The following is a 25,054-nucleotide window of genomic DNA, read 5'->3' on the forward strand; positions in this document are numbered from 1 at the left end:
GCCCCGCCCACCCCTCGTCGACTGGCTCGCGGTCACGTCGCTCATGCTGGGCATCTTCGCCATTGTCACCAGCGAAATCCTGCCCATCGGCCTGTTGACCGCCATCGGCGCCGACTTCGGGATCTCCGATGGCACCACCGGGCTGACCATGGCGCTGCCCGGCGTCGTCGCCGCGGTCGCCGCGCCCGCCGTCACGCTGACGACCGCGCGCCTGGATCGCCGCGTGATGTTGTGTGTCCTGATGGCGGTGCTGGCCGTGGCCGACGTGCTGGCCGCGGTGGCGACGTCCTACTGGGTCATGCTGATCTCCAGGGTGCTGGTCGGTCTCACCATCGGCGGCTTCTGGTCGATCGGGGCCGGGCTGGCCGGGCGTCTGGTGCCGCCGCAGGCCGTCGGAACCGCCACAGCTGTGATCTTCTCCGCCGTGCCGCTGGGCTCCGTGCTCGGCGTGCCGGCCGGTACCTTCATCGGCGACCTCGCCGGCTGGCGAACCGCCTTTCTGATGCTGGCCGTGCTGGCGATCCTGGTGCTGGCCGCGCTGCTGGTGTTGCTGCCGCCGTTGCCCGCACACCAGGTCACCAGCCCTCGCGTCCTGCTCGACCTGCTGCGCACCCGGGGTGCCGCCATCGCCCTGACGGCCACCTTCCTCATCGTGCTGGCCCACTTCGGCACCTACACGTACGTGACGCCCTTTCTCGAGGACGTCATCGGGCTGTCTCCCGCGGCTGTCAGCGCCGTGCTGCTGGCGTACGGCGTCGCCGGAATCGCGGGCAACTTCCTGGCCGGCAAGGCCGCCGCCACACGTCTGCGGGCTGCCTTCGTGGGCTGTGGTTGCCTGATCGCGGCGACCACTCTGCTGCTGCCCTCGGTGGGCGGCACGACCGTCGGCGCGGTGGTGTTGCTCGTGGGCTGGGGCCTGGCCTATGGCGGAGTGCCCGTCTGCTCGCAGTCGTCGTTCCTCGCCGCCGCGCCGCACGCGCCCGAAGCCGCCACGGTGGTCTTCACCTCCTCCTTCCAGGCGACCTTCGCACTCGGCGCGTTCCTCGGCGGACGCGTTGTGGACTCCTTCTCGGTCTCCACCGTGATGATCTGCGGCGGGCTGATCGCCCTGCTCATGGCGGTGTCCCTGTGGTCACTCGCCAAACCGCGCTGAGCTGCGGCGCCGCACTGCGCGGCCGTCGGGAGCCACGGTCAATGACGCGGAGGAGCCTCGGGGGCGATCAGGGTGCTGCCTGGTGGGCAAGGACGGACGCCTCCGCTATGGTGCGCGTCTGCCGGATTCCGGCGCGGTTCGCATCGCGGCCGCATCGCTCACCGCGCTCGGCACGGCCGCGCTCGGCCGGCCGTCGTTCGCCTGCTCCGTGCCGCAGTACGCGGGGCTGGTGCTGGTCTGTGCCGTGAGCGGTCTGGCTGGAGCGGTGGTCTCGGCCCGGAAGGCGCGGCGGGGTTGCTTCGGCCCGGTGACTGACTTCGAAGGTCGTGGGGTGTGGAGGTACTGGCGGCGGAAGTGCTTCTGGGGCATCCGGTTCGTGGCGGGTGGAATCTGCACCGGATCCGCACCGGCATTGCGCATCGCCCGCATATGCGTCTGCTTTGATGACGCGGTGTCGGAGCGGAGAACGCCACAAGTGCGCGAGATCTACTGGATGTTCGGATGCGGGCTCTCCGTGATCATCGCCCTTGCGTGCGCGACGTTCGGGACCATTTTCGATATTCAGCTGGTGGCTGCTGCGAAGCTTTACTGCGAGGGTGACTTGAGCGCCGGCGAAAAATTCGCAGGTAACTTCTGGTCGCTGAGTCGGTTCGTGATCTTTCCGGTCGTCTCGGTGCTGTCGGCGCTGGTCGCGCAGTCGTTCCAGTTGTTGAACCGGCTGCCCTGGTTGGCCGGGCGGTTGTGGTCGGGGACTGTGTTGCTCGCTCTCACCGTTGTCGGCTCCATTGCCGGACCTGTGGCGATGACTTTGTACGATCTGGCCGCCGAAGGCACCCCGGCCGGTTGCGTTCTGCCGTGGTGGCCCTCGTGGCTTCCCTCATAGACGGCGATCATTGGCTCATGTCGAGGATCGAGTTCTCGTACGGGGTCCCGAGGCATGGATGGGCTGTGGTCACCATCGGCCATGAAGGGCGCGAGGCTCGGATGGTCGTGTCCTATGTGACCGATGCTCTCGGCGACCTCTTGTACGGCCTGGTGCGCGTCACGCAAGGGGACGACATCCGCTTTTCCTGGAATGGCGAGCCCACGGAGTATCGATGGGTGTTCACGCACGAGGACGGTGCGGTACGGCTGCGTATCCTCCGATTCCGCGACGGGCTCCGGCCGGAACCGGACGACGCGGGGCACGCGGTGTTCACCCTCTTGAGCGAGGTGAGGCCGTTGGTGCGGGCGGTGGTCCGATCGGTCAGGCGATTGCTCTTCGAGATGGGAGAAGAGGAGTACGCGCGGCAGTGGAGAGACCACGCGTTTCCACTGCGTGAGCTGAACGTCCTCGAATCCTGGCTGAAGAGTCCCCGTTGAAGAGTCCCGGTTGAAGAATCCCGTCTGAAGAATTCTGCCGCGGTGACCGGGTCATCGCGGTTCGGTCAGGAGGAGGCGTAGCTCCTCGTCGAGGATGGCGCGGATGCTCTCGGCCGTGAAGTTCTCCGGATAGGTCGCCGTCTGAAGGGTCAGACCGTCGATGACGAGGTGCAGGCGCATCGCCTGCCGTTCCAGGTCGGCGTCCGCGAGTTCCTGGTCGAGGCGGTCGGGAAGTGGCAGGTCGTGGCAGGAGGCGACGGCGAGGCGGCAGATGTGGCGCTCGCCCGCCCAGGCGGTGGTGCGTAGTTCGGCCAGCGATTCGTCCACATGTGAGCGCACCAGGCACGCCAGCCAGACCTCGACCTCCACCCGGCGGTTCTCGTCCAGCGGGAGGAACTCTTCGAGCAGGGCTCGCGCGCGCTGCGGCCCCGGCAGGTCGGCGTGCAGGAGCGCGGTGACGCGTTCCGTGACGTTCCTGCCGATGGCGTGCGCGGCGAAGGCGAGCAGGTCGCGCTGGCTGTCGAAGTAGTGACGCAGCCCGCCGACCGAGACGCCCGCCGCCTCGGCAACCTTGCGGACCGTGGCGCCCTCGATCCCGTCCCTGCTGATGACCTCCCAGACGGCGCGGACGAGTTCCTCTCGACGCCGCTCGTGGTCGACGACCTTCGGCATGTCGTTCATTACAGCACGCTCGTACGGTTTCCTTTACAGTACAAGTGTGCGGAATACTGTGGAGCTGCCTCGGGTGCTGGGTGTGAGTGTGTTGCTCGTGGGGCTGGTCGTCATCGGCGGGTCGGTGCTCTGGTCGGTTCTGAGCGGTTCCGGGGAGGTTCGGTACTCGGCCGACCACGCCGGCACCGTGCCGCTGTGGCAGCGCTGGATCCCTGCCCTGGCGGGGATCGCGCTCGTCCGGCTGGTGCCGCCCGTCGCCGTGGGCCAGGCGCCCGTATCGGACGCCGGTCCGCCGTCGGGGCGGTGGCCGCAGCTGCAGGCGGGGGTTCTGCTGGGCTGCGCGGTGCTGTTCGCCGTGGCGCTGCGGCTCGTGGTGGACGCCGGCGGCGCCGTCGAACCGGCACATACGCTGCTCAAGGCCGTCCTGCTGCTCGCCGTCCCGATGGTGCTGTTTCTGTGGACCCGCTCCAGTACGGACGTTCCGCGGCCGGCCCGAGCCGGTCGGCGCGGATTCGGGCCGGTGATTCCGGTGGCGGCCTGGTTCTTACTCGCGCAGGTGAGCCGTCCGCCGGTCGACCGGCCGGCCGAACTCGACCTTGTCACGCTGCTGGGCACGCTCGCCGTGGTGTTCGCCGTCAACGCCCTGCTCGAAGAGGTCTTCTACCGGCGCTGGCTGCAGACTCGCTGGGAGCACCTTCTCGGCCGCTGGCCGGCCATCGTGCTGGCCACACTGCTGTTCGCCGCCTGGCACGTCGCCATCATGGGTACCGGTCAGCTGCTCACCGACCTGGCCGGCGTCTTCGCGAGCCACGGAGCGTACGGGTTGTTCCTCGGCTACCTGTGGAGCCGGTATCGGCTGATGTGGCCCATTCTCGCCGTCCACGGGGCGATCAACACCGCACCGGCGCTGCTGTAATGATCGGGGCCATGGCCTACAACGTCGCGGTGCTCGCGTCACAGCCGGCTCCAACCTCGGCACGCGGCACGGCAGCCCGCGAGCGCCTTCTCCGTCGCCCTCGTGATCAGCAACAACGGCGGGTCCGGGCCCTGGCCCACGCTCGCGAGCAGGGCATTCCCAGCGCGCACCTGTCCGGACGCAGCCACCCCGACCCGGACGACCTCGACCAGGCCATGCTCGCGGCCCTCGACCGCCATCACGCCGATCTCGTCGTGACCGCCGGGTACCTGAAGAAGATCGGCCCCGCGGTGCTGGACGCCTACGCCGGCCGCATCATCAACGTCCATCCCGCGCTCCTGCCCCGGCACGGCGGTCAGGGCATGTACGGGCGGCGAGTCCACGAGAGCGTCCTGGCCGGCGGAGACAGCGTCTCGGGAGCCACCGTCCACCTGGTGACGGCCGACTATGACGAAGGGCCCGCCATCGCCAGGCGGCAGGTGCCGGTCCTGTCCGGGGACGATCCGGACACGCTGGCGGCTCGGGTGCTCCAGGCGGAACACCTCCTGCTGCCCGCGGTGGTCCAGGCGCTGGCCCTCGGCATCGCGCCGAAGCCCTCAGCGCAGCGTCCGACCGCCGGTCTCACCTGACCGGCATTCGCCCGGGCCGGCCCATCGGCGTCACGGCCGGGAGCTCGCCCGACAGGTACGGCTCCAGGCCCCAGTTCTCCGTCGGACCGGTCATCGGGGTCGTTCGACGCGGCCCTCGTGCCAGATCGGCTCGTCGCTCTCGTACACGTCCCCGTCCGCGCCGAAGATCAGGAACCGGTCGAAGTCGGCGGCGAACCAGCGGTCGTGCGTGACGGCGAGCACGGTGCCGGAGAAGGAGGCCAGGCCCTGCTGGAGGGCTTCGGCGCTGGCCAGGTCGAGGTTGTCGGTGGGCTCGTCGAGCAGCAGCAGCGTGGCGCCGGACAGTTCGAGCAGCAGGATCTGCAGCCGGGCCTGCTGGCCGCCCGACAGGGTCTCGAACCGCTGGCCGCCGGCGGGGGCGAGTTCGTAGCGGGCCAGGGCGGTCATCGCCTCGTTCAGTGTGTGGGCGTGTCCGGTCATGACCAGCTCGGCGGGGGTGTGCCCGTGCAGGTCGGGCCGGGCGTGGGTCTGGACGAACCGGCCGGGCCGCACCCGTGACCCCAGGCGTACCGTACCGGTGTGCGGCACCGCGGGCACCGTGCCGTCCGCGGCCTGCTCCAGCAGGTGCAGGAACGTGGACTTGCCCGAGCCGTTGGAGCCGAGCACCCCGATGCGCTCGCCGTACCAGATCTCGGCGTCGAACGGCCGCATCAAGCCGGTGAGCTCCAGGTTCTCGCAGACGACGGCACGCTTGCCGGTACGGCCCCGCGCAGCCTGATCCGGACGTTCTGCGCCTTGGGCGGACGTTGCGGCGGCCCGGCCTCCTCGAAACGGCTCAGCCGGGTGCGGGCGGCCCGGTAGGACGAGGCCAGCGCGTCGTTGTTGGCCGCGGTCTGCCGCAGCGTGTGCACCAGCCGCCGCAGCCTGGCATGCTCCTCGTCCCAGCGGCGCAGCCGCTCGGCCAAGCGGCTGATGCGTTCCTCGCGTCCCTTGGCGTACGTGGCGAAGCCGCCGCCGTGGATCCAGACGCCGCGGTCCTCCACGGTCACGATCCGGTCGGCGACCTCGGCCAGCAGCCGGCGATCGTGGGAGACCAGCAGCACGGTCTTGTCCGTGGCGCGCAGCCGGTCCTCCAGCCACTGTTTGCCGGGGACGTCCAGGTAGTTGTCCGGTTCGTCCAGCAGCAGGACCTGGTCCGGGCCGCGCAGCAGGGCTTCGAGCACGAGGCGTTTCTGCTCGCCGCCGGACAGCGTGGTCACCGGGCGGTCCCTGATCGCGTCGTAGGACAGGCCCATGGACGCGGTGGCGCAGACGTCCCAGACGACCTCCATGTCGTAGCCGCCGGCGTCGGCGTAGTCGGCGACGGCCTGGGCGTAGGCCAGCTGGGTCGCCTCGTCGTCGCGGGCCGCGATCGCCGACTCCGCGTCTGCCAGGGTCTCGGCGGCGGCGCGGACCTGGGCGGGGGCCACCGACAGCAGCAGGTCGTGCACGCTGCGACCGTCGCGTACGTCGCCGATGAACTGCCGCATTACCCCCAGGCCGCCGGAAGAGACCACGCGGCCGTCGTCCGGACGCAGGTCCCCGGCGACCAGCCGGAGCAGGGTGGTCTTGCCCGCGCCGTTCGGCCCCACCAGCGCGGCCTTGACGCCGTCGCCGACCCGGAAGGACACCTCGTGCAGGAGCAGGCGCCCGTCGGGCAGCAGGTAGGTCAGCCGGTCCACCTCGACATGTCCTGCCACGACACCTCACCTCGATCGTTGTTCGAGTGACCGGATCAATGGTCCGGTTTCTCGATCCTCATACTAGACTCGGGTCCGTGGACAAGAGCAAGGGCGGGCGTAGTGCCAGCACGCCAGGGGACGTGTGGCTGCGACCCTCGACCGGGCGGGGCCGCGACGCCGCGCCGCTCAGCCGGGACCGGATCGTCGAGGAGGCGATCGCGCTGCTCGACGCCGAAGGCGCGGACCGGCTGACCATGCGTCGCCTGGCCGAACGGCTCGGCACCGGCTCCACCACGCTGTACTGGCACGTCAAGACCAAGGACGACGTGCTCGACCTCGCCCTCGACTCGATCTTCGGCGAGGTCGAGATCCCGCGCGGGGGCGATCGCGGGTGGCGGGCGGACATCACCGCGCTGATCGACGGGTGGCGGGCCGTCCTGCTGCGGCATCCCTGGTCGGCGGCGCTGCTCGGGCGTCCGATGCTGGGGCCCAACGTGCTGGCCCGCAGCGAGTTCCTGTACGCCACGCTGCTGGCGGCCGGCGTCACGGAACCGCAGCTCACCGCCGCGGCGTACGGGCTGTCCAACTACGTCATCGGCGCCGGGCTCATGCAGGCCACCTGGCCGGACGGCGGAGAGCAGGACGTGCGGCGGCCGGCGGGCGAACACCTGCTGGCCAACCGGGAGCGCTACCCGGCGCTGGCCACGCACGGCCCGCTCGTGGTGGCAGGAGACTGGGACACCAGCTTCGCGATCGGCCTGACCTGGCTGCTCGACGGCATCCAGGCCCACACCACCGCCCCCCCGGAATGACGGTGGCGTCAGCAGTTGACGGTGGCGGTGTTCCGCGGCCGGCCGGAGACCGGGTCCAGGGTGATGGGGAACGTCTGCCCGTCGGTCGTCCGGATCTCCAGCGTGTGCGGGCCAGTCCAGGTGACCGAGTCGTAGCCGTCACCGGGGACGTCGTCGTTGAAACAGCCCAGGTCCCACTCCTTGGTGAACAGCCCGGCATCCCTGCGGAGGCTGAGCCACGTCACCAGGTCCGGGCCGAGGCCCGCCAGCGACTCCTGGAGCCGGATCCGGTAGGAGCCCGGTCCGTCGACGAACCCGGCCTCGTCCCTGGAGCCGAACATCGCGAAGAACATCCCCGCCAGCACGACGGCGCACAGGCCCAGCCCGGCGACGACGGAGATCAGCACGCCCAGCCACCGCGGCCGTAGCCGGAGCGCGGCCCAGATAGCCAGGGCGCAGGCCAGCGCGCCGAACGCGAACGGGTGATTCAGGTGATCGTTCAGGAGCAGCAGGTCGGACTCCTGGAAGTAGGCCAGGACGGCGAGTCCGCCGGCGCAGAGCGCGGCGACCGGCAGCACGAGTGAGCGGGGAGACATCGCGGGTCCGTCCTCTGGGCGGGGGGCTTCGCGATCATGACACCACAGCAGTGGGTGACATGCCCGCCTGATGCACGGAATCTCCATGAAACCCGCACAACGCGTGGTTTGCGTTCGAGCGCGCTCAAAGCCATAGCTTTCCCGGCATGAGCACTCCTGACCTGAACACTCCTGACCCGAGCAGCCCCGACACCAGCATTTCCGACACGAGCCTGCCCGACACGAGCCTGTCCGGCACGACGGCACGGACCTGGATCATCACCGGCGCGTCCCGCGGATTCGGCCGGGCCCTGGCGGAGGCGGCGCTGGCGGCGGGCGACCGCGTCGTGGCCGCCGTACGCCGCCCGGAGACCGTGGCCGACCTGGAATCCCAGCACCCGGACCGCTGCCTGATCGTCGCCTACGACGTCCGGGACGTCGCCGCCGCCCCGGGACTCGTCCAGGACGCGCTCGACCGGTTCGGCCGGATCGACGTCCTCGTGAACAACGCGGGCCGGGCCGTGGTCGGCGCGGTCGAGGAGGTCGGCGACGCGCACCTGCGCGAGCTGATGGACCTGCACCTGTTCGGCCCCGCCGCGCTCGTCCGCGCGGCGCTGCCCGCGATGCGCGCCCAGGGCGCCGGGACGATCGTGCAGATGAGCAGCCAGGGCGGACGCATGTCGTTCCCCGGCGTGTCGACGTACTCCGCGTCGAAGTTCGCCCTCGAAGGCTGGTCGGAGGCCCTGGCCGGGGAGGTCGCGCCGTTCGGGATCCGGGTGATGATCGTCGAGCCCAGCCGGTTCCGTACCGGGTTCAACGCCGCCGAGGTGCTGGAGTTCGCGGAGACGTCCGAGATCTACCGTGAAGTGCTCGCCGGCGTCCGCGCGGACATGGCGGGGACGGACGGCAGGCAGGAAGGCGACCCGGTGCGCGCGGCCGAGATCATCGTGTCGCTCGCGCACGCCGACGCGGTGCCGCTGCGGCTGCCGCTCGGACGCGAGGCGGTCGAGCGCATCTCGGGCGTCTACCGGCGCGGCCTGGCCGAGGTCGAGCAGTGGGCCGAGCTCGCGCGCGGCGCCGACTTCGCGGGTGTGCCCGCGTCGAACCGGCCGATCTAGGCTGGTGGCCATGGCCACCGACGATCTGATGACCAGGGCGCTCGACGCGCTCGGCGCCCACGGCCGGCCGTCGGTCGAGGTGATCCACCGCCTCGCCGACCTGGCCGGCCTGCCGGAGACGATGACGATCGCCGAGGTCGCCGAGCTGCTCGACATCTCCCCGCACACGCTGCGCTACTACGAGCGGGCCGAGCTGGTCGACGTCGCCCGCGACGGTCAGGGCCACCGGGTCTACGACGTCGAAGCGGTCCGGCGGCTGGTGTTCCTCACCCGGATGCGGCTGTCCGGCATGACGATGCGCGACCTGCGGCACTACATCGCGCTCGTCGACGCGGGGGAGCAGACCGTGCCCGAGCGGCTCGACCTGCTGCTACGGCACCGGGACGACGTCCGCCGCCGGATCCGTGAGCTGACGCTCTCCCTCACGGCGATCGAGTACAAGATCGACACCTATGGGGGCGCGACCGGTCCGGACGTGGACGACCTCGGCATCGAGTGACATGACGGGCACGTCCGCCTTCCCGGTGATCCGGTTGCTCTGCCTACTGGCCTGACGTGCGGCGGGGTTCGGCGATCACGGCGCGGAGGAGGCCGGGGAAGGCCTCGTCCAGGTCGTCGCGGCGCAAGTCGTTCATGCGGGACGTTCCCACGTAGTACTGCCGGATCAGGCCCGCCTCGCGCAGCACGTTGAAGTGGTGAGTGGCGGTGGACTTGCTGACCGGCAGCTCGATCGTGCCGCAGCTCAGCGCCTGCCCGGCGGCGTACAGCTCGCTGACGATCTGCCGGCGCACCGGGTCGACCAGGGCTTCGAGCACCTGCTGCAGGCTGATCTCGCGGATGTCCGGGTGCGGCGGGACGCGGTCGGCGCGTCGGGTGGTCGTCATCACCCGCATCCTACCTTTAATGTACGATCACCATCGAAGTTCGACGGCGATCGTACTTGCCTGCGGAAGGAATTGATGCGTGATGACCAGGACGGTGCGGTTCCACCAGTTCGGCGGCCCGGACGTGTTGCGGATCGAGGACGTGCCGATCGGCGCGCCAGGCCCGGGCGAACTGCTGGTCAGAGTGGACGCGATCGGGCTCAACCGGGCCGAGACACTGTTCCGCGGCGGGCACTACATCGAGCCGGTCAAGGAGTTCCCGGCCCGGCTCGGGGCCGAGGCGGCGGGCGTGGTGGAGTCGGTGGGCGCGGGCGTGACGGGGTTCGAGCCGGGCCGGCCGGTCAGCGTGGTGCCCGCGTTCTCGATGAACGACTACGGCGTCTACGCCGAGCGGGCGATCGTGCCCGCCGCCGCGGTCGTGGCGCGTCCCGACGGGCTGGACGCGGTCGGCGGCGCGGCGGTGTGGATGCCCTACCTGACCGCGTACGGCGCGCTGGTGGAGGTCGGCGGGATGCGGGCCGGTGACACGGTGGTGCTGACGGCGGCGTCGAGCAGCGTCGGGCTGGCCGCGATCAGGGTCGCGAACCAGGTCGGGGCCAGGCCGATCGCGACCACCCGGACGCCGGCCAAGCGGGACCGGCTGCGCGCGGCTGGCGCGGCCGAGGTGATCGTCACCGGCGAGGAGGACGTCGTCACCCGGGTACGCGACCTGACCGGCGGACGGGGCGCCGAGTTCGTGTTCGACGCGGTCGCCGGACCTGGCGTGGTGGACCTGGCCAGGGTGGTCGCGCCGGGCGGCACGCTGATCGAGTACGGGATGCTGAGCGGTGAGACGACCCCCTATCCGGGGTTCCAGCTCGGCATGCCGGCGCTGAACATGCGTACCTACACCGTCCACGAGACGACCGCCGACCCCGAGCGGCTGCGCCGGGCGGTGGCGTTCGTCGCGTCCGGGCTGCGGAGTGGCGCGTTCGAGCCGGTCGTGGACCGCGTCTTCAGCCTGGACGAGATCGTCGCGGCGCACCGCTACCTGGAGGCGGGCGACCAGGTCGGCAAGATCGTTGTGACGGTCGGGCACTGAAGAGATGATTCCCTAGAGATTCCCAAGTGGTTCGCAAGCACCTGCTGCGATCTTGAAGGAGCACAACCACTTCGGAAAGGTTCCATCTGAAATGAACGACTTCCTGAACGCCCGCCAGCTCGACGACAGCGAGCTCGCCGCCGTGACCGGTGGGCTTCCCGCCAACTACGACTGGGCCAACTACGACTGGCGTGACGCCGTCATCGAGGCTCTGCCGTAACCAGCGGTCGTACCGAATAGTGATGACGTGGGGGCTGCCGGCGCGGTGGCCCCCACCGTACGTTCCACAGGGAATCCGTACGTTCCACAGGGAAGACGATCGTGTGCGTCCCTCCGCCCGGAATCGAACCGGGATGCCGGGCTTCGGAGGCCCGGCCGCAGCTCCACTGACACGAAGGGCCGTCGCGCCGGGCGGGCAATCAAATGGCGCGGGGCGGTGGCCTCAGCAGGATTCGAACCTGCACATGACCCGGTTTCGTAGACCGGCGCTCTCTCCATTGAGCTATGAGGCCTCGCGCGTCCGACGGTGGTGGCGGGGGCGCGCGGTGCGGAGGGGGCGGGGGTCGAACCCGCACGCGCCCGAAGGCGCCGACGGTTTTCGGGACCGCGGCCGCCGCCATCTGTCGGCTGGCCCCTCCACGGGCCCTGTCACCAGGGCCGTCGTACCGCTCCAGAGATTCGAACTCTGACTGTCCGCGCGCTGAACGCGGCGCCTCCTGCCAATTGGGCTAGAGCGGTGAGTTCCCGCGGCTCGCGGTCAGCAGGGCTTTGGTGGACGGTGCCCGTGATGACCATCGCGCGCGCCGTCCGGTCGTTCCGTACGACGAGCCGCGGGAAACCTGATGTACGTACGTCCGGCGGGATTCGAACCCGCACCGTACGGCTCCTTAGGCCGGTGCCTCTGCCATTGGGCTACGGACGCATTGTCTTCCGCTGTGGAGTTTTCAAATGGCATGGGCGGCAGGAGTTGAACCTGCATTCGATCGGTTTTGGAGACCGATTGCCTATCCGCTGGCTCGCCCATAAGGGGACGCGGAAACGAAAGAAGCCGCCTGGGCAGCGCCCGGCGGCTTCTACAGGGAGAGGTCCCTTTGCTGGGATTACCTCTTCGCCTGCCAGGGCCGGACATTCACGCTGAGCAACGGCGACCGCCATGAGTGGCGTCGCAGTCGCAGTGCCGAAATGGCTTCGCGCGTCATGTCCTTCCCCTTTGCTCGCGTTCGTGGTCTCGGACCGGTGCGGCCCGAACGATTCATACGCTAACCCGGGCGTGCGCGGGGTCGCCAGTCATTTATCGCGGTGTATCCATGGCGAAAGAGGTTGATGGAGTGAGTACTCACTCCATACACTCTCAGGCATGACTACCAACGAAGGCCGGCGGCGAGCGCCGGCGATGAGCCCGGACGATCGCCGGGCGATGATCGTGAAGGCGGCGTTGCCGCTGGTCGTCGAGTACGGAACCTCCGTCACGACGGCACAGGTCGCCAGGGCGGCCGGGATCGGGGAAGGCACCCTGTTCCGGGCGTTCGGCGACAAGGACGCGTTACTGGCCGCCTGCATGGCCGAGGCCGCCCGGCCCGACGACGCGCTGGCCCACGTCGCGGCCATCTCCCTGGACCAGCCGCTGCGTGAGCGGCTGGTGGAGGCGGTCGAGACCATGCAGGCGCACCTGGCGAGGATGGGCGCCGTCGCCGGGGCCCTGACCACCTCGGGCGGGCTACGCCACACGGACCGCCTCCGCCTGGAGCACCGCCGCCGTTCAGCGGACCGACCCAGCCCGGAGGACCGGCTCCGACCGGAGGACACACCCCAGCCCGCCGACCAGAAAGCCACCGATGATGACGCCGGCGTCGAAAGGCCAGGGGTCGACAGGCATGGCGCCGACGGGCGAGGGGCCGATGGGCAGAGGGCCGCGGGGCAGGCGACGGCCAGGGAGGCGTCCATGGCGGCCTCCCGCGACGTCCTGGCGGGGCTGTTCGAGCCCGACCGCGCCGAACTGAAGCTAGACCCGCACCGCCTGGCCACCGCCTTCCAGTTCCTCGTCATGGCCACCGGCCGCGACCCCGACCCGATCACCCCGGCCGAACTGGTCGACCTGTTCCTGCACGGCGCCACCCAGCACCCTGGGTAAAGCGGCCGCGGCCGAACGTCGGTGGCTGTCGCTACGGTCTTCGCCATGGCGAACGAGGCATGGGAGACCGTCCGCGACGCGCTGGAGAAGGAAGACGCCCCCGTCGTAGCCGCCCTCCTCGGCGGCTACGACCCGGCCCAGCGCCAGGAGGTGGCCCGCGAGCTGCCCCGATACCTGCGCGCCCGGCGATACGGCTACGGCGGCTGGATCGAGGCCATGCGGGTGGCGGGCGCGGCCGCGATCGGCGGGGCCGCGGCGGTGGCCGCCTGGCTGCATCGCCAGGAGTTCCAGAGCTGGGACGAAAGGGATGACGTCTCCCTGATCGCCGAGGCCATCGCGGACCGGCCCGAGCGGTGGCGGTCCGACCTGGCCGTCCGGCTCGCCCGGCGATCGACCGGCCCGAGACCGGAGGGCGACAGAGACACCCGGCTCGCACTCGAACTGCTCCGAAGTACCGGGGCCGAGCCGCCCGATCACGACCTGTTCACCGTCGCCTGGGCCGTGCTCGCCGCCCGTGACCCCGCGGAAGCGCCGCTGCGTGCCGTGATGCTGCCCCGGATCTTCGAGGCGGACGGCGTCGGACGGGCGCTGCGCGACGAGCACGCATGGCCGGTCAGGTTGGCCGGGGAAGGGCCGCGCGAGCTGCTGCTCGACGGGTGTCTCGGCCGGTTCCTGCGCGGCGGCTCCGCCGGTGACCTGCGGTTGTTCGTCCGGCTGCATCAGGCGCTCGAACCGGCTCCCGCGGAGGTGTCCGCCCGCCGCCGCGACTACCTGCGGCTGCTGCCCGCCGCACCCGCCAACGTGGCGGACCTGGCGGTCGCCTGCCTGCGCCGGCTCGGCCCGCTGGAGCCGCCGGACGCGCGGGAGGCCGTTGAAGGGCTGCTGTTCCGCCGGGAGGGACGATTCGTGCGAGCCGGCCTCACCTGGCTCGACCACCTGGCGACCAGCCCGGCTCACTCCGAAGCGGCCAGCCCAGCGGTCCACCTGGTGCCCGCCACCGACCTTCCGGCACGTTCCGGTTCCGGGCGGGAACGGGCGGGCGCGGGGGATCTCGATGACTTCGCAGCGGGTGTGGCGGCCGCGTTCGTGTGCGCAGCCTCGGATGCGCGCGAACGTGCCGCGCGTCTCGTGGTCAAGCACGCCACCCGCTTCACCCCGGCCGCCCTGGAGACCATCGCCGACGCGGCGTCCCTCCTGCCGCCCGGCGAGGGCGCCGAGCTGAGCACGGTGCTCGCCCGCACCCCATTACCAGGCATCGAGGAGGAGGACGGGCCTGCATTCCGTCCGCGGGCGCTGCCGGTGCTCGTCGAGCCGTCCCGGGTGCTCCCGCCCCAGCTGACCCCGTCTTGGCTGCTCCGGAGGCTGTCGGCGCACGACTGGTACCTGGCCGAGCGCTGGCTGAACGCGTTCGTCCGGCTGGCCGCGACCGACCGCGCCGGCCTGGCCGCCGCGCTGGCGCCGGCCGCTGCCGCGTTCAGTACCTCCCGCTACTGGTGGCACCCGTGGTGGGACGTCAACGAGTGGGTCGGCGCGATGGCCGTCGAACTGGCCGAGCCCGGCACGGAGGCCCGGGCGGGCAAGCGCGGCGCGCTCGGCATGCCCACTCCGAAGGATCGCGTGCCGGGCTTCGACCAGGGCGCGGTGAGCAAGATCGTGCCGCTGGCCAGGTTCGCCGAGGTGCACCAGGCGTTGATCGACGGCACGCTGCCGCCGTACCTGCTGGCCACGCCCACGCACGTGACCGGCCGACTCGACGCGGACGAGCTGCTGGAACGGCTGGCGGGCTATCAGCGGGCCGGCGTGCGTGCGCTGCCGCTGGACCTGGAGCAGGCGCTGCTCCGCCTGCCACGCGACATCTCCCCCGAGGCGAGGGAGCGCCTGCGTGAGTCGGTGGGGCAGGAGGCGGTGGCCGCCCTGGCGGCCGATCCAAGCGTCCGGCTGGTGTGGGATCACAGCGACCCGGACGACGTCCGCGTCAGGCCGGAGATCGACGCGGCGCCCACCGGACTGTCCCTGCTGGACGCGGTCATCGCCACCCGCGCACGCGACGAGGGCTGCGCCGCCCTGCTGGCGGTGGTCCCCTCGCGCCGGGAGCTGGCCGCGGCGCACAGCGTGCACTCGGTCGTGTCCTACTCCGCACGCCAGGTGCCCAGGACGGCGGACCTGACCGCCCTGGCCACCGCGCAGGGTCCGGGTGGCGAGGGCGTGGCGATGCTGCTGGCGTACCGGATCTGGCAGCGGCGGGACGACGACGAGGTGATGGCGCCGCTGCTGTGGCTGGCGGCCGCCGGCGAGCTGCCGGCCGAGGAGGTGGGCAGGCAGCTCTCCAGGCTGCTGCGGCACGGCCGCGAGACCCCGACCGAGGTGCTGCCCCTGCTCAGGGAGGCCGCCCAGCAGGGCGCGTACGAGGCGGTGTGGGGGATCGTGGCCGGGTTGATCGAGGAGTACCTGCCGGGGCCGGGCGAGCGGGTGAACACGGCGCACGTCCGGCTGGTGTCGTTCGCCGTCGATGCGGCCGGGTGGGCCGGGGCGCGCGGTGAGTTGCCGCGCGTCGCCGAGCTGGCCGGCCGCACCCGCACCAGCCACCTGGTACGCCAGGCCCGCCGCCTGCACGCCCAGCTCACCCGACAGACCCCCGGCCGCACCACGTAATCAGACCGGTGGCGAAAAAACTCCGCCCGACAGGGAATGGACCGCCCCAAGACGTGGTTAGATACCTCGTGGCCGGTGTGTCATGTGTCCCCCGGGCCTAACCATCGCCTTCGCGGAATACCGTTCGGCTGGAGCCGCGTTGTGCATTTCGCCGTGAGGCGACCTGCACACCGGTACTCAACGTCAGAGCGCCCGCCCCTCTCGGGGGGCGGGCGTTCTGGTGTAGGGGTCGGTGACGCCGCCCGGGCAGTCGAAGGTGTCCCTGTCGCAGCCGGTCAGCTTGGCCCCGGCCTGGTAGGCGCTCTGCAGGAAGTCGAGCACGGTCGCCACGGGCCGCTCGCTCGCCCGTACGTCGTCGTAGCGCAGCACGGCCAGGTGGCTGCCTCGCGCCGGCAGCCACTGCGCCTGCTCCGGCCGCAGCGGCTCCTTGTCCAGCCCCTCGGGCTCGGGCGCGGTGTAGGAGTAGAAGGCCGGCCACGGCCGTTCCTGGTCGCCGAACCAGAACCCGGCGCTGATGACCTCCCAGCTGTAGGCCTCCCTGGTCACCGGGTCGGCCTCGGGCGAGGCGCCGACCACGCGGCCGGTGAAGCGGGTGACAGCGATGTCCATGGTGTGCCAGAAGTGGTGCACCGGGCTGATCTTGCCGGCGTAGTTCTGGGCGAACCTGTCGAGCACCTGCGCCACCTGCGCCAGGATCCGCCAGTACCGGTTGATCAGGATCGGGTCGTAGGCGGCGTGGTCGGTGTCCTCGGCGAACGGGGTCTCGTCGCCCAGGTCGTACGGCACCGCCCAGATGTCGGGACGGATGCCGAACCCCGACAACGTCTCCATCAGCGTGGCGTAGAAGCCCGCCACGGACTTGCCGACCAGGCTGAACTCGGCGCTGCGGCCGTCGAGCAGGTCCACCACCAGCCGGTGCCGGACCAGGTCGAAGTCGATGCAGAACACCGGCATCTCGCCGAGCCCGCCCATCGGCCGGGTGGTCAGCCCCCGCCCGGTCAGATGGAACGGCACGTGCCACCAGTGGTTGCGCCGGTTGCTGTCGCCCATCCGGATCTTGCCGACGATCTGGGCGAAGCGGTGAAAGGTCTCTTTGGTCGCGGCCCACTCGTCGAGTGGCATGGCCGGGAACAGCTCCATGGCCACTCATCGTAACAACCCGCTACGAAAGGTGAGCGACCAGCTCCCATGGGTCATGTGCGGAGAAGACCGACACCCCGTGGTCGTGTGCGAGCGAGCGCAGCCGGGCCCGGCTGTCCAGACGGAGCTCGGGGGAGACCTGGGCGGATTGTTGCACCACATCCATCATCGGGTGCGGCCGCGGCGCGTCGCGGTCGAGCTCGGCGTGGTGGAAGTACGCGTCGCCGGCGTGCAGCAGCCACCGGCCGTCGTGCTCGACCGCGACGCCGGCGTGGCCCGCGCTGTGCCCGCCGAGCGGCACGAGCAGGATCTGCTCCGCGAGCCCGGTCAGCGGCCGGACGTCTGGCACGCCGAACCAGGTCGTCCCCGAGCCCTGGTAGGTGACCCAGCGGGGTGTGTGGGCCCAGTGCCCGGGCCGGTAGCGCCGGTTCGGCGCCTGCGTCAGCGCCGCCTCCAGCTCCGCCGCCATCACGTGCACGTCGGCCCGCGGGAAGTCCGGCAGCCCGCCGCTGTGGTCCACGTCCAGGTGGGTGAGCACGATGTGCCGGACGTCGGCCGGGTCGAATCCCAGCGCCGCGACCTGGCGCACCGCCGTCTCCGCCGGGGACAGCACCGGCTCGACGAGTTCGGCCCATTCGCGTTCGAGCAGTTCGCCCGGCCTGGCGACGTCGTCCAGGCCCAGCCCGGACTCCACCAGGACCAGCCCGTCGGCAGGCGTCTCGATCAGCAGGGCATGGCAGACGGCGCGGGCGGGGGCGCCGCCGTCGATGGAGTCGATCTCGCGCATCGAGCCGAGATTCAGGTGGTGAATTCGCATGCCGTCTAGACTGCGACTTGAAGCGCGGTTCAAGTCAAGCGGAAGGAGCCAGGCCCCCGTGGACGACCTGTTGCTCGACATCGGCGAGGTGGCCAGGCGGAGCGGCCTGGCCGCGTCCGCGCTGCGTTTCTACGAGCGCAAGGGCCTGATCGAGGCCGAGGGGCGCAACGGGTTGCGCCGCGCGTACCGGCCGGAGACGCTGGAGCGCCTGGCGCTGATCGCCTGCGCCCGCGACGCCGGGTTCACGCTGGCCGAGATCGCCGCGTTCCTGCGCGCCAAGCCGTCGGACGCCCGGCTGCGCGCCCGGCTGGCCGCCAAGGAACGCGAGGTGAGCGCCCGGGTCGACCAGCTCACCCGGCTGCGCGACAGCCTGCGGCACGCCGCAGGCTGCACGCACGACCCGCTCGTCGAGTGCCCCGAGTTCAAGCAGGGGCTGAGACAGGGCTGACGAGACCGGGTCAGGCCGAGCTGACGTATTTCCGCGGACGCAGGGCATGGGCACGCAACGCCGCCAGCGCGGCGAGCCGGCCAGGCAGGGCCATCCGTACCGCCAGGTCGTCGCTGAAGGCCAGGCCGAGCGCGGTGAGCTGGGAGACCAGGTCGCTCACCGGCCCCGTCACGTCGTCGAGGCTCGTGGTCGGGTGCCAGCCCTCGCCGCCCACCACGTCGGCCACCCGCTCGCGCAGCTCGGCCGGCGACATGAGCGTGCCGTCGGCCAGCAGCATGAGCGCCGCCTCCCTGGCAGACACCTCGAACTCGTGGTCTCCCCTGGCCAGCAGCAGTTTGGTGACCGCGTCCCACATGATCTCGGGCGAGTTGAGCAGGCGCAGGCCGTAGTCGGTGATGGACAGTTTGGCGCCGGTGCGGCAGATCGCGCCGAGCTCGCGCTCGGCCAGCTCGCGCAGCCGGAGCGCGGCCGGTGACGGCGCCAGGCGCAGCGGCAGGCTGCCTTCCGAGGCGGCCAGGCTGAGCAGGCCGTGCAGGGCGGGCAGGGGTTGCGGGGTGACGGGCGCGTGCAGGCGCACCTCGAACGGCTGCGCCAGCTCCCGCCTGGCCGGGCCGCGGCCCAGCACCCAGCGGTTGAGCCGTTCGCCGTGTACGCGGTTCAGCCAGCTGTCGCCGCCCAGGTCGGCGCGGGGCTCGGTGAGCCAGCGGCGGGTCAGCGCGGCCCGGTCCACGCTCTCGCCGGAGACGATGGCCAGCTCCAGGGCCGCCGAGCAGGCCACGTGCGCGCCCAGCTCCTCCGGCCCCATGATCATGCTCCACTGCAGTTCCGGCACGTCGGGCGGGAGCACGCCCGTGGCTTCGAGCGCCTGCTGGTAGGCGCTGGTGCCCGCGTCTTCCCCTTCGCGGGCGTAGGTACGCAGGATCTGGACGGTGGTGGGCGATTCGCAGAGCGCCGCGTAGCGCTCCATGCCGCCGAGGTGCAGCAGCCGGCCGAGCGAGCGCGCCAGGCGCTCGTCGTCGCCGCCGACCTTGAGTGGCAGCGTGTACCAGAGGAACTCGCAGACGTCGAGCTGGGTCACCGTTTCCAACGGCTCTCCACCCGTGAGCCATTCGACGGCGGTTCTGGCCTCTTCGGCCAGTTCAGGCTGAGAGCGCTCCAACTCGGCGAGGAGGGCGGTGACGTCCGGTGCACTCATGCCTCGAAGTTTGCCGTATCGACCCCGGGCCTGACGATGACCGAATCCGGTGCGTATTGGGTCCTGCACAGCGACTACCCTATGAAACCATTCTTTAGCGCACGGTATCCGGGTCAGATCCACCGTTCTTTGAAGAGCATACGTGCCTTCCACTCGGTGTACGGGATCAGCTCACCGGTGAGAATCGGGTGCAACCACCAGAAGTTGATGAGCACGAGCAGAGCGAACGCTCCGACGGCGGCCGCGCCCACGATGCGCCTGGTCGGGGCCGCCCCGGTGGCCGTCTGGCCGGCCGGCCCGATCAGCAGCCCGGCACAGAGCGTGATGGCCAGGATCATGAACGGCACCATCGGGATCGCGTAGAACAGGAACATCGTCCGGTTCTCCACGATGGCGAAGAAGAACCACGGCAGCCAGCCCACCGCGTACGACCACAACACCGCCCCGGCCCGCCAGTCGCGCGTGGCCACGTACCAGGCGATGAGCGCCACCAGCGCGGCCAGCGCGCCGAACCAGATCACCGGCGTGCCCACGCCGAGCACCGCCTGCGAGCAGTCCTGTCCGCCGCACGCGCCCGGCTTGCCCTCGTAGAAGAACGCCACCGGACGCAGCAGCATCGGCCACTGCCAAGGCTCCGACATGTACGGATGCGTGCTGTCGAGCTGGTTGTGGAAGCTGGACACCTGCATCTGGTAGTCGACCCAGGAGCGGAACGAGTCGAACAGGAAGAAGAACGGGTTGCCCGCCGAGGTGGCCCGGTCCCAGTTTCGCCCGTAGCCGCCGGCCGTGGCGAACCAGCCGAACCAGGTCAGCATGTACGTCACGAACGGCACGATCGCGAAGGCCGCGAACGCCTGCGGCAGGTCCTTCCTGAACGCGCCCACGTACGGGTGCCGCAGCCCCACCGCCCGCCTGGCGCCGAAGTCCCACAGGATGGACAGGATGGCGAAGGCCACCGCGAACGCCAGCCCCGACCACTTGACCGACATCGACAGGGCCAGGCAGGCGCCCGCCGCGATCCGCCACGGCCGCGGGCCGAGCCCGGGGCCGTACGGCGACAGCGCGCCGTTCTCGTACCAGGTGACCAGCCGCTCCCTGGCCTGGTCGCGGTCGACCACCAGGCAGGCGAAGGCGGCCAGGATCCAGAACATCAGGAAGATGTCGAGCAGCGCCGCGCGCGAGAGCACGAAGTGCAGGCCATCGAGCGCCAGCAGCAGGCCGGCGAAGCAGCCGAGCAGCGTCGAGCGGGTCATCCGGCGGGCCAACCTGGCCAGGATGAGGATCGACAGCGTGCCCACCACGGCCGCGGCGAACCGCCAGCCGAACGGGTTCAGCCCGAAGATCGCCTCGCCCGCGCCGATCATCCACTTGCCCAGTGGCGGGTGCACCACGTACGAGGCGCACTTGTCGGCGGTCTCGCACGCCTGGAAGATGTCGGTGCGCCCGGCCATGATCGCCTTGTCGGCGTCCTTGATCGTGATGCGCTCGACCAGCCAGTTGATCAGCGAGTAGCCGTCCTTGGCGTAGTACGTCTCGTCGAACACCACGGCCTTGGGATGGCCCAGGTTCACGAAACGCAGGATGCCGCCGAACAGGGCCACGGCCAGCGGCCCGAGCCAACCCCACAGCAGGCTTCCGCGCATGGGTGGCATGACCCGATCGCGGACGGACCTGGCCAGGGTGCTGGGCTTCTCGTCGACCGCCGAATCGTCGAAGGCCTGGTACGGGGAGTCGGTCACCGCCATTCGGCCATCGTACGGGCCCCAAGGCGATAGGTAGGCAGAAACACGGTCTAATGGGGCCGCCCTGACACAATGGCCGGGTGACTGTAGAGGGCAGGTTGGTGCTGGCAGGGGCGCCCATAGGCCAGGCGGGTGACGTCTCGCCGCGGCTGCGCGAGGTGCTGGAGAGCGCCGACGTCGTGGCCGCCGAGGACACCAGGCGGCTGCGCAGGCTCGCCACCGAGCTCGGGGTGGAGATCGGCGGCCGGGTGGTGTCGTACTACGACGCCAACGAGGCGGGCCGGGCCCAGGAGCTGGTCGAGACGCTGAAACAGGGCCGCACGGTGGTGGTCATCACCGACGCGGGCATGCCGGGCGTCTCCGATCCCGGCTACCGGCTGACGCATCTGGCGGTCGAGGCGGGCATCAGGGTGACCGCGCTGCCGGGGCCGAGCGCCGTCACCACCGCGCTGGCCGTGTCGGGGCTGGCCAGCGACAGGTTCTGCTTCGAGGGGTTCCCGCCGCGCAAGGGCGGCGACCGGGCCCGCCGCCTGGCCACGCTGTCCGCCGAGGAACGCACGATGGTCTTCTTCGAGGCGCCGCACCGGCTGGCCGACTCGCTGGCGGCGATGGCCGAGGCTTTCGGCGCCGACCGTCCTGCGGCGGTGTGCCGCGAGCTCACCAAGACCTACGAGGAGGTGCGCCGCGGCGGGCTCGGCGAGCTGGCCGAGTGGGCGGCGGGCGGCGTCAAGGGCGAGATCACCGTGGTGGTCGCCGGGCACGTGCCCGGCGACAGCGAGCCCGACCTGGACGAACTGGTCGCCGAGGTGGACCGCAGGGTGGCCGAGGGCACGCAGCGCAAGACCGCCGTGGCGGAGGTGGCCAAGGCGGCCGGGATACCGAAACGCGAGCTGTACGACTTGGTTCACAGGAGATCCGCCACGCCGTAGTGTGCGGCAGGTGAGCAACTGGGGGTTGTTATCACAACGGCTGGTCCCGCCCATGCGCGAAAGCGCCAGGGCCGGCTGGGTCTGGCCGCTGCTGATCGCGCTCTTCGGCGGTCTCCTGCGTTTCATCAGGCTCGGCGAGCCCAAGGCCGTGGTGTTCGACGAGACGTACTACGCCAAGGACGCCTACTCCCTCATCACCCGCGGCGTGGAACGCGCCATGCTCGGCGATTCGGAGAACCCGATCGCCGACACCCGTCTGCTCAGCGGCGATCTCGACATCTTCAAGCAGTGCTCGCGACTCGACGAGTGCGCGTTGTTCGTGGCGCATCCGCCGCTGGGCAAGTGGATGATCGGCGCCGGCGAGGCGATCTTCGGCATGACCCCGTTCGGCTGGCGCTTCGCCGCGGCCGTGGTGGGCACGCTGTCGATCCTCATTCTGGCCCGCGTGGCCAGGCGCATGACCAGGTCCACGCTGCTGGGCTGCCTGGCCGGGCTGCTGCTGGCGCTCGACGGCCTGCACCTGGTGCTCTCGCGCACCGCGCTGCTCGACGTCTTCCTGATGTTCTGGGTGCTGGCCGGCTTCGCCTGCCTGGTGGCCGACCGCGACCACGCGCGCTCCCGGCTGGCCGCGCGGTACGTGAGCGCGCCCGTTTTGCCCATGGGCCCACGGCTGGGGCCCCGGCCGTGGCGGATCGCGGCGGGCGTGTGCCTGGGCGCGGCCTGCGCGGTGAAATGGTCGGGGCTGCCCTTCCTGGTGGCGTTCGCGGTGCTGAGCGTGGCATGGGACCTGGGCGCCAGGCGGGCCGCCGGCCTGCGTGAGCCGCGCCGTGGCGCACTCGCCCACGACCTGCCCGGCGCCTTCGGCGCGCTGGCGCTGGTGCCGGCGGCGACGTTCATGGCCACCTGGGCGGGCTGGTTCGCGAGCGCCGGCGGGTGGGGGCGCAACTGGGAGCGCGCCACGTCGTCAGGGCCCGGCTACTTCGTGTTCGACTCGCTGCGGTCGTGGGTGAGCTACCAGTTCGAGGTGTTCCGCTTCCACGCCGGGCTGCACGAATACCACCCGTACATGTCGGAGCCGTGGGAGTGGCCGCTGCTGCTGCGGCCGGTCTCCTTCCACTACCCGCCGAACCTGCCGGCGTCGGCGTGCGGCGCGGACAAATGCTCACAGGCCGTGCTCGGCGTGGGCACCCCCGCGCTCTGGTACGGCGCCGTGCTCGCGCTGCTCGGCCTCATCGCCTGGTACGTGGCCCGCCGCGACTGGCGGGCCGGGGCGGTGCTGCTGACCTGCGCGGCCGGCTGGCTGCCCTGGTTCTACTACGCGCTCACCCAGAACCGGACCATGTACCTGTTCTACATGATCCCGCTGGTGCCGTTCCTGGTGCTGGCCGTCGTGCTCATGGCCGGGCTGGCGCTGGGCCGGCAGGACGCCCCGCCGGTCCGGCGCGCGGCCGGCGCCGCCACCGTGGGGGCGTTCGCCCTGGTCGTGCTGATCAACTTCGGCTGGCTCTACCCGGTGCTGACGGCCGAGACGCTCACCCAGCAACAGTGGTGGGCTCGGATGCTGATGTCTTCTTGGGTGACACCCGCGCCCAAGTGACGTCCCGCTTGAGCGTGATCGCCGCCGCCACGCAGGCCAGCGGGACGGCCGGCAGCACGTAGCGGTAGTCGAACTCGGCCGTCGCCGCCGGCGCCAGCAGCAGCCCGACCGCGCCCAGCCAGGGCAGCAGCGCCGGGCCGCCGAACTCCCGCCAGCGCCGTACGACGCCGTACAGGCCGATCAGCATGATCACGCCGAGCAGGATGCCGCGCAGGAAGAAGATGTCCTGGTAGACGCTCATGATGCTGGCCCAGGGCTCGACGATGCGTGTCTCCGGCGGGCCCTGCTCGTAGGCGAAGGCGTCGGTGTCGGTGCGGCCGCCGCCGAACGCCGGCCACTTGGGCAGGCGCTTGTTCTGGCCGGCGTCGTCGACGTCGTAGTACGGCTTGAACTCGTACATCAGGAACGTCGGCTCGTCGGGGAAGCGCGGCCGGCCCCAGTGGAAGGCGCGGAAGAAGTCGCGTACGACGACGCCCAGGTAGTCGCCGGGCTGCGAGGTGATCGCCCGCATGGCGAACGCGCTGGCCGCCTCGTTGGTGATCTCGTCGAACTTCTTGCCGGTGCCCCAGCGGTGCAGCACCTCGCCGGTGCCCTCGCCGCCGCCGCCCTGGCCCCACAGGTACCACTGCGCGAACGCCTTGCGCTCGTGCACCGGCTCCTTGATGCACAGCAGCGCCAGCTCGACGTCCTTGTACGGGTCGATCTTCATCTTGGCGCAGTCGGCGAAGATCGCGGTGCGCATGTACAGGATGAGGCCGTCGCTGTTGGTCATCGCGAATTTGCCGAAGTTCGTGGAGAACCATCCCATGTAGGCGCTCACCGGGATCGCGCACGTGACGACCATGGCCACGATCGGCCGCCAGCCGGTGCGCTTGATCACCAGGTAGACCACGACCAGCATGAGGATCGGCAGCCCGATCGACCGGGTCAGCCAGGTCAGCGCCAGCAGGAAGCCGACCACCGCGCCGACTTTCCACGACATTTCCTGTTTCCACAGCACCAGCGTGATGACGCCCACCACGAGCAGGGTGAACATGGTGTCCGACATGACCAGCTGTTCGAGCTGAATCTGGTAAGCGTCGAACAACACCGGCGCCGCCGCCAGTGTCGCGCCCCACTTCGGCAGCGCGAACTTTTTACGCAGCAGTGCGTAGATGAGCGCGGCCGTGGCCAGGCCCATCAGGTGCTGGGTCAGGACCACCAGGGTGAAGCTGTGGAACGGCTTGAGCAGCAGCAGCCAGAACCCGTAGCCGTCGGGCCTGATCGGGTGCGGCCTGGGGTGCAACGCCACCGAGACGTACTCGTAGGAGTCGTTGAACCACATCGCCGGGCCGTAGCCGAGCATGGCGAAGAGCCGCAGCACCGCGCCTGCCGCGAACGCCGCGGCGAACACCCGATGACGGCTGAGGAAAGCCCGTGCGCGGGCCATTCGACCTGGGGTGGAGTGGTCCACGTGAGTAATCTCCGCGACGCTCACCATGCTGTAAAGAATGCCAGTGGTTTTTCGCTCTTGACCCGACCA

Annotated in this window: 23 protein-coding genes, 5 tRNA genes and 1 pseudogene; 15 read left to right on the plus strand and 14 right to left on the minus strand. The window is 70.7% G+C overall.

Annotated elements, in window-relative coordinates; translation table 11 throughout:
* The 3 genes from HII36_RS24590 to HII36_RS24600 all read left to right on the plus strand — a co-directional run.
* Positions 1–1,153, plus strand: a 1,153-nt coding sequence (locus HII36_RS24590) for an MFS transporter (RefSeq protein ID WP_217369908.1), incomplete at its 5' end; no start/stop codon positions are given.
* 82 nt (positions 1,154–1,235) lie between these two features.
* On the plus strand, positions 1,236–2,036 hold the full coding sequence (locus tag HII36_RS24595; protein WP_173525598.1) for a hypothetical protein: 801 nt from the start codon (positions 1,236–1,238) through the stop codon (positions 2,034–2,036).
* 65 nt (positions 2,037–2,101) lie between these two features.
* Positions 2,102–2,515 (plus strand): hypothetical protein, encoded by a 414-nt coding sequence (locus tag HII36_RS24600; RefSeq protein ID WP_173525599.1) that lies wholly within the window; start codon positions 2,102–2,104, stop codon positions 2,513–2,515.
* A 51-nt stretch (positions 2,516–2,566) separates the two neighbouring features.
* Here HII36_RS24600 and HII36_RS24605 read toward each other — a convergent pair whose 3' ends face one another.
* A complete protein-coding gene (locus HII36_RS24605; RefSeq protein ID WP_217369909.1) occupies positions 2,567–3,196 on the minus strand; it encodes a TetR/AcrR family transcriptional regulator in 630 nt (209 codons plus the stop codon).
* Positions 3,197–3,269: 73 nt separating this feature from the next.
* Between HII36_RS24605 and HII36_RS24610 the strand changes: the two genes are divergently transcribed.
* Together HII36_RS24610 and HII36_RS24615 are read left to right on the plus strand one after the other, a co-directional pair.
* Positions 3,270–4,103: a CPBP family intramembrane glutamic endopeptidase gene (locus HII36_RS24610; RefSeq protein WP_328807861.1), complete on the plus strand. Its 834-nt coding sequence runs from the start codon at positions 3,270–3,272 to the stop codon at positions 4,101–4,103.
* Positions 4,104–4,114: 11 nt separating this feature from the next.
* Positions 4,115–4,732: a formyltransferase family protein gene (locus HII36_RS24615; RefSeq protein WP_217369910.1), complete on the plus strand. Its 618-nt coding sequence runs from the start codon at positions 4,115–4,117 to the stop codon at positions 4,730–4,732.
* Between the two features lie 90 nt (positions 4,733–4,822).
* Here the strand turns inward: HII36_RS24615 and HII36_RS24620 are convergent.
* Positions 4,823–6,450 (minus strand): annotated as a pseudogene (locus tag HII36_RS24620) (ABC-F family ATP-binding cassette domain-containing protein).
* A 77-nt stretch (positions 6,451–6,527) separates the two neighbouring features.
* Between HII36_RS24620 and HII36_RS24625 the strand changes: the two are divergent.
* Positions 6,528–7,244, plus strand: coding sequence for a TetR/AcrR family transcriptional regulator (locus HII36_RS24625; protein ID WP_328807862.1), 717 nt, complete (start codon positions 6,528–6,530; stop codon positions 7,242–7,244).
* A gap of 8 nt (positions 7,245–7,252) precedes the next feature.
* Here HII36_RS24625 and HII36_RS24630 read toward each other — a convergent pair whose 3' ends face one another.
* A complete protein-coding gene (locus tag HII36_RS24630) occupies positions 7,253–7,819 on the minus strand; it encodes a hypothetical protein (protein ID WP_173525602.1) in 567 nt (188 codons plus the stop codon).
* A gap of 146 nt (positions 7,820–7,965) precedes the next feature.
* On the opposite strand from HII36_RS24630, the gene HII36_RS24635 reads away from it, so the two are divergent.
* Together HII36_RS24635 and HII36_RS24640 are read left to right on the plus strand one after the other, a co-directional pair.
* On the plus strand, positions 7,966–8,916 hold the full coding sequence (locus tag HII36_RS24635; RefSeq protein ID WP_173525603.1) for an SDR family NAD(P)-dependent oxidoreductase: 951 nt from the start codon (positions 7,966–7,968) through the stop codon (positions 8,914–8,916).
* Positions 8,917–8,926: 10 nt separating this feature from the next.
* Positions 8,927–9,415, plus strand: coding sequence for a MerR family transcriptional regulator (locus HII36_RS24640; protein ID WP_173525604.1), 489 nt, complete (start codon positions 8,927–8,929; stop codon positions 9,413–9,415).
* A gap of 43 nt (positions 9,416–9,458) precedes the next feature.
* Here the strand turns inward: HII36_RS24640 and HII36_RS24645 are convergent, their stop codons facing one another.
* Entirely contained in the window at positions 9,459–9,800 is a 342-nt protein-coding gene (locus HII36_RS24645) for an ArsR/SmtB family transcription factor (RefSeq protein ID WP_173525605.1), read from the minus strand.
* An 82-nt stretch (positions 9,801–9,882) separates the two neighbouring features.
* Between HII36_RS24645 and HII36_RS24650 the strand changes: the two genes are divergently transcribed.
* Positions 9,883–10,881 (plus strand): zinc-dependent alcohol dehydrogenase family protein, encoded by a 999-nt coding sequence (locus HII36_RS24650; RefSeq protein WP_173525606.1) that lies wholly within the window; start codon positions 9,883–9,885, stop codon positions 10,879–10,881.
* Positions 10,882–10,972: 91 nt separating this feature from the next.
* Positions 10,973–11,101, plus strand: a complete 129-nt coding sequence (locus HII36_RS58015) for a hypothetical protein (protein ID WP_268959600.1) — start codon at positions 10,973–10,975, stop codon at positions 11,099–11,101.
* Between the two features lie 217 nt (positions 11,102–11,318).
* On the opposite strand, the gene HII36_RS24655 is transcribed toward HII36_RS58015, so the two are convergent.
* From HII36_RS24655 to HII36_RS24675, 5 genes are all read right to left on the minus strand, one after another.
* Positions 11,319–11,393: transfer RNA gene (locus HII36_RS24655), tRNA-Arg, on the minus strand.
* A gap of 36 nt (positions 11,394–11,429) precedes the next feature.
* Positions 11,430–11,519 (minus strand) — tRNA-Ser (locus tag HII36_RS24660).
* A 25-nt stretch (positions 11,520–11,544) separates the two neighbouring features.
* Positions 11,545–11,619, minus strand: a tRNA-Leu gene (locus HII36_RS24665).
* Between the two features lie 111 nt (positions 11,620–11,730).
* Positions 11,731–11,803 (minus strand) — tRNA-Leu (locus HII36_RS24670).
* Between the two features lie 27 nt (positions 11,804–11,830).
* Positions 11,831–11,905, minus strand: a tRNA-Trp gene (locus HII36_RS24675).
* A 333-nt stretch (positions 11,906–12,238) separates the two neighbouring features.
* Between HII36_RS24675 and HII36_RS24680 the strand changes: the two genes are divergently transcribed.
* Entirely contained in the window at positions 12,239–13,012 is a 774-nt protein-coding gene (locus tag HII36_RS24680; protein ID WP_236003832.1) for a TetR/AcrR family transcriptional regulator, read from the plus strand.
* Between the two features lie 45 nt (positions 13,013–13,057).
* Positions 13,058–15,664, plus strand: coding sequence for a DUF7824 domain-containing protein (locus HII36_RS24685; protein WP_173525607.1), 2,607 nt, complete (start codon positions 13,058–13,060; stop codon positions 15,662–15,664).
* A gap of 183 nt (positions 15,665–15,847) precedes the next feature.
* Here the strand turns inward: HII36_RS24685 and HII36_RS24690 are convergent, their stop codons facing one another.
* Positions 15,848–16,804: a DUF5996 family protein gene (locus HII36_RS24690; RefSeq protein WP_173525608.1), complete on the minus strand. Its 957-nt coding sequence runs from the start codon at positions 16,802–16,804 to the stop codon at positions 15,848–15,850.
* Positions 16,805–16,826: 22 nt separating this feature from the next.
* Entirely contained in the window at positions 16,827–17,621 is a 795-nt protein-coding gene (locus HII36_RS24695; RefSeq protein WP_173525609.1) for an MBL fold metallo-hydrolase, read from the minus strand.
* 58 nt (positions 17,622–17,679) lie between these two features.
* On the opposite strand from HII36_RS24695, the gene HII36_RS24700 reads away from it, so the two are divergent.
* Positions 17,680–18,069, plus strand: coding sequence for a MerR family transcriptional regulator (locus tag HII36_RS24700; RefSeq protein ID WP_328807863.1), 390 nt, complete (start codon positions 17,680–17,682; stop codon positions 18,067–18,069).
* A gap of 10 nt (positions 18,070–18,079) precedes the next feature.
* Here the strand turns inward: HII36_RS24700 and HII36_RS24705 are convergent, their stop codons facing one another.
* Together HII36_RS24705 and HII36_RS24710 are read right to left on the minus strand one after the other, a co-directional pair.
* Positions 18,080–19,264 (minus strand): hypothetical protein, encoded by a 1,185-nt coding sequence (locus HII36_RS24705; protein ID WP_173525611.1) that lies wholly within the window; start codon positions 19,262–19,264, stop codon positions 18,080–18,082.
* A gap of 113 nt (positions 19,265–19,377) precedes the next feature.
* Positions 19,378–21,009, minus strand: a complete 1,632-nt coding sequence (locus HII36_RS24710; RefSeq protein WP_173525612.1) for a dolichyl-phosphate-mannose--protein mannosyltransferase — start codon at positions 21,007–21,009, stop codon at positions 19,378–19,380.
* A 77-nt stretch (positions 21,010–21,086) separates the two neighbouring features.
* Between HII36_RS24710 and rsmI the strand changes: the two genes are divergently transcribed.
* Both rsmI and HII36_RS24720 read left to right on the plus strand, forming a co-directional pair.
* Entirely contained in the window at positions 21,087–21,935 is an 849-nt protein-coding gene (gene rsmI, locus HII36_RS24715; protein ID WP_328807864.1) for a 16S rRNA (cytidine(1402)-2'-O)-methyltransferase, read from the plus strand.
* Positions 21,936–21,945: 10 nt separating this feature from the next.
* On the plus strand, positions 21,946–23,532 hold the full coding sequence (locus HII36_RS24720) for a dolichyl-phosphate-mannose--protein mannosyltransferase (RefSeq protein WP_328807865.1): 1,587 nt from the start codon (positions 21,946–21,948) through the stop codon (positions 23,530–23,532).
* Here HII36_RS24720 and HII36_RS24725 read toward each other — a convergent pair.
* Positions 23,468–24,961, minus strand: a complete 1,494-nt coding sequence (locus tag HII36_RS24725; protein WP_236003833.1) for a hypothetical protein — start codon at positions 24,959–24,961, stop codon at positions 23,468–23,470. The two genes, HII36_RS24720 and HII36_RS24725, sit on opposite strands and share 65 nt — an antisense overlap.
* Between the last annotated feature and the right edge of the window lie 93 nt (positions 24,962–25,054).

It is taken from the genome of Nonomuraea antri, from assembly GCF_013283785.1.
In the GTDB taxonomy this organism is placed as follows: domain Bacteria; phylum Actinomycetota; class Actinomycetes; order Streptosporangiales; family Streptosporangiaceae; genus Nonomuraea; species Nonomuraea antri.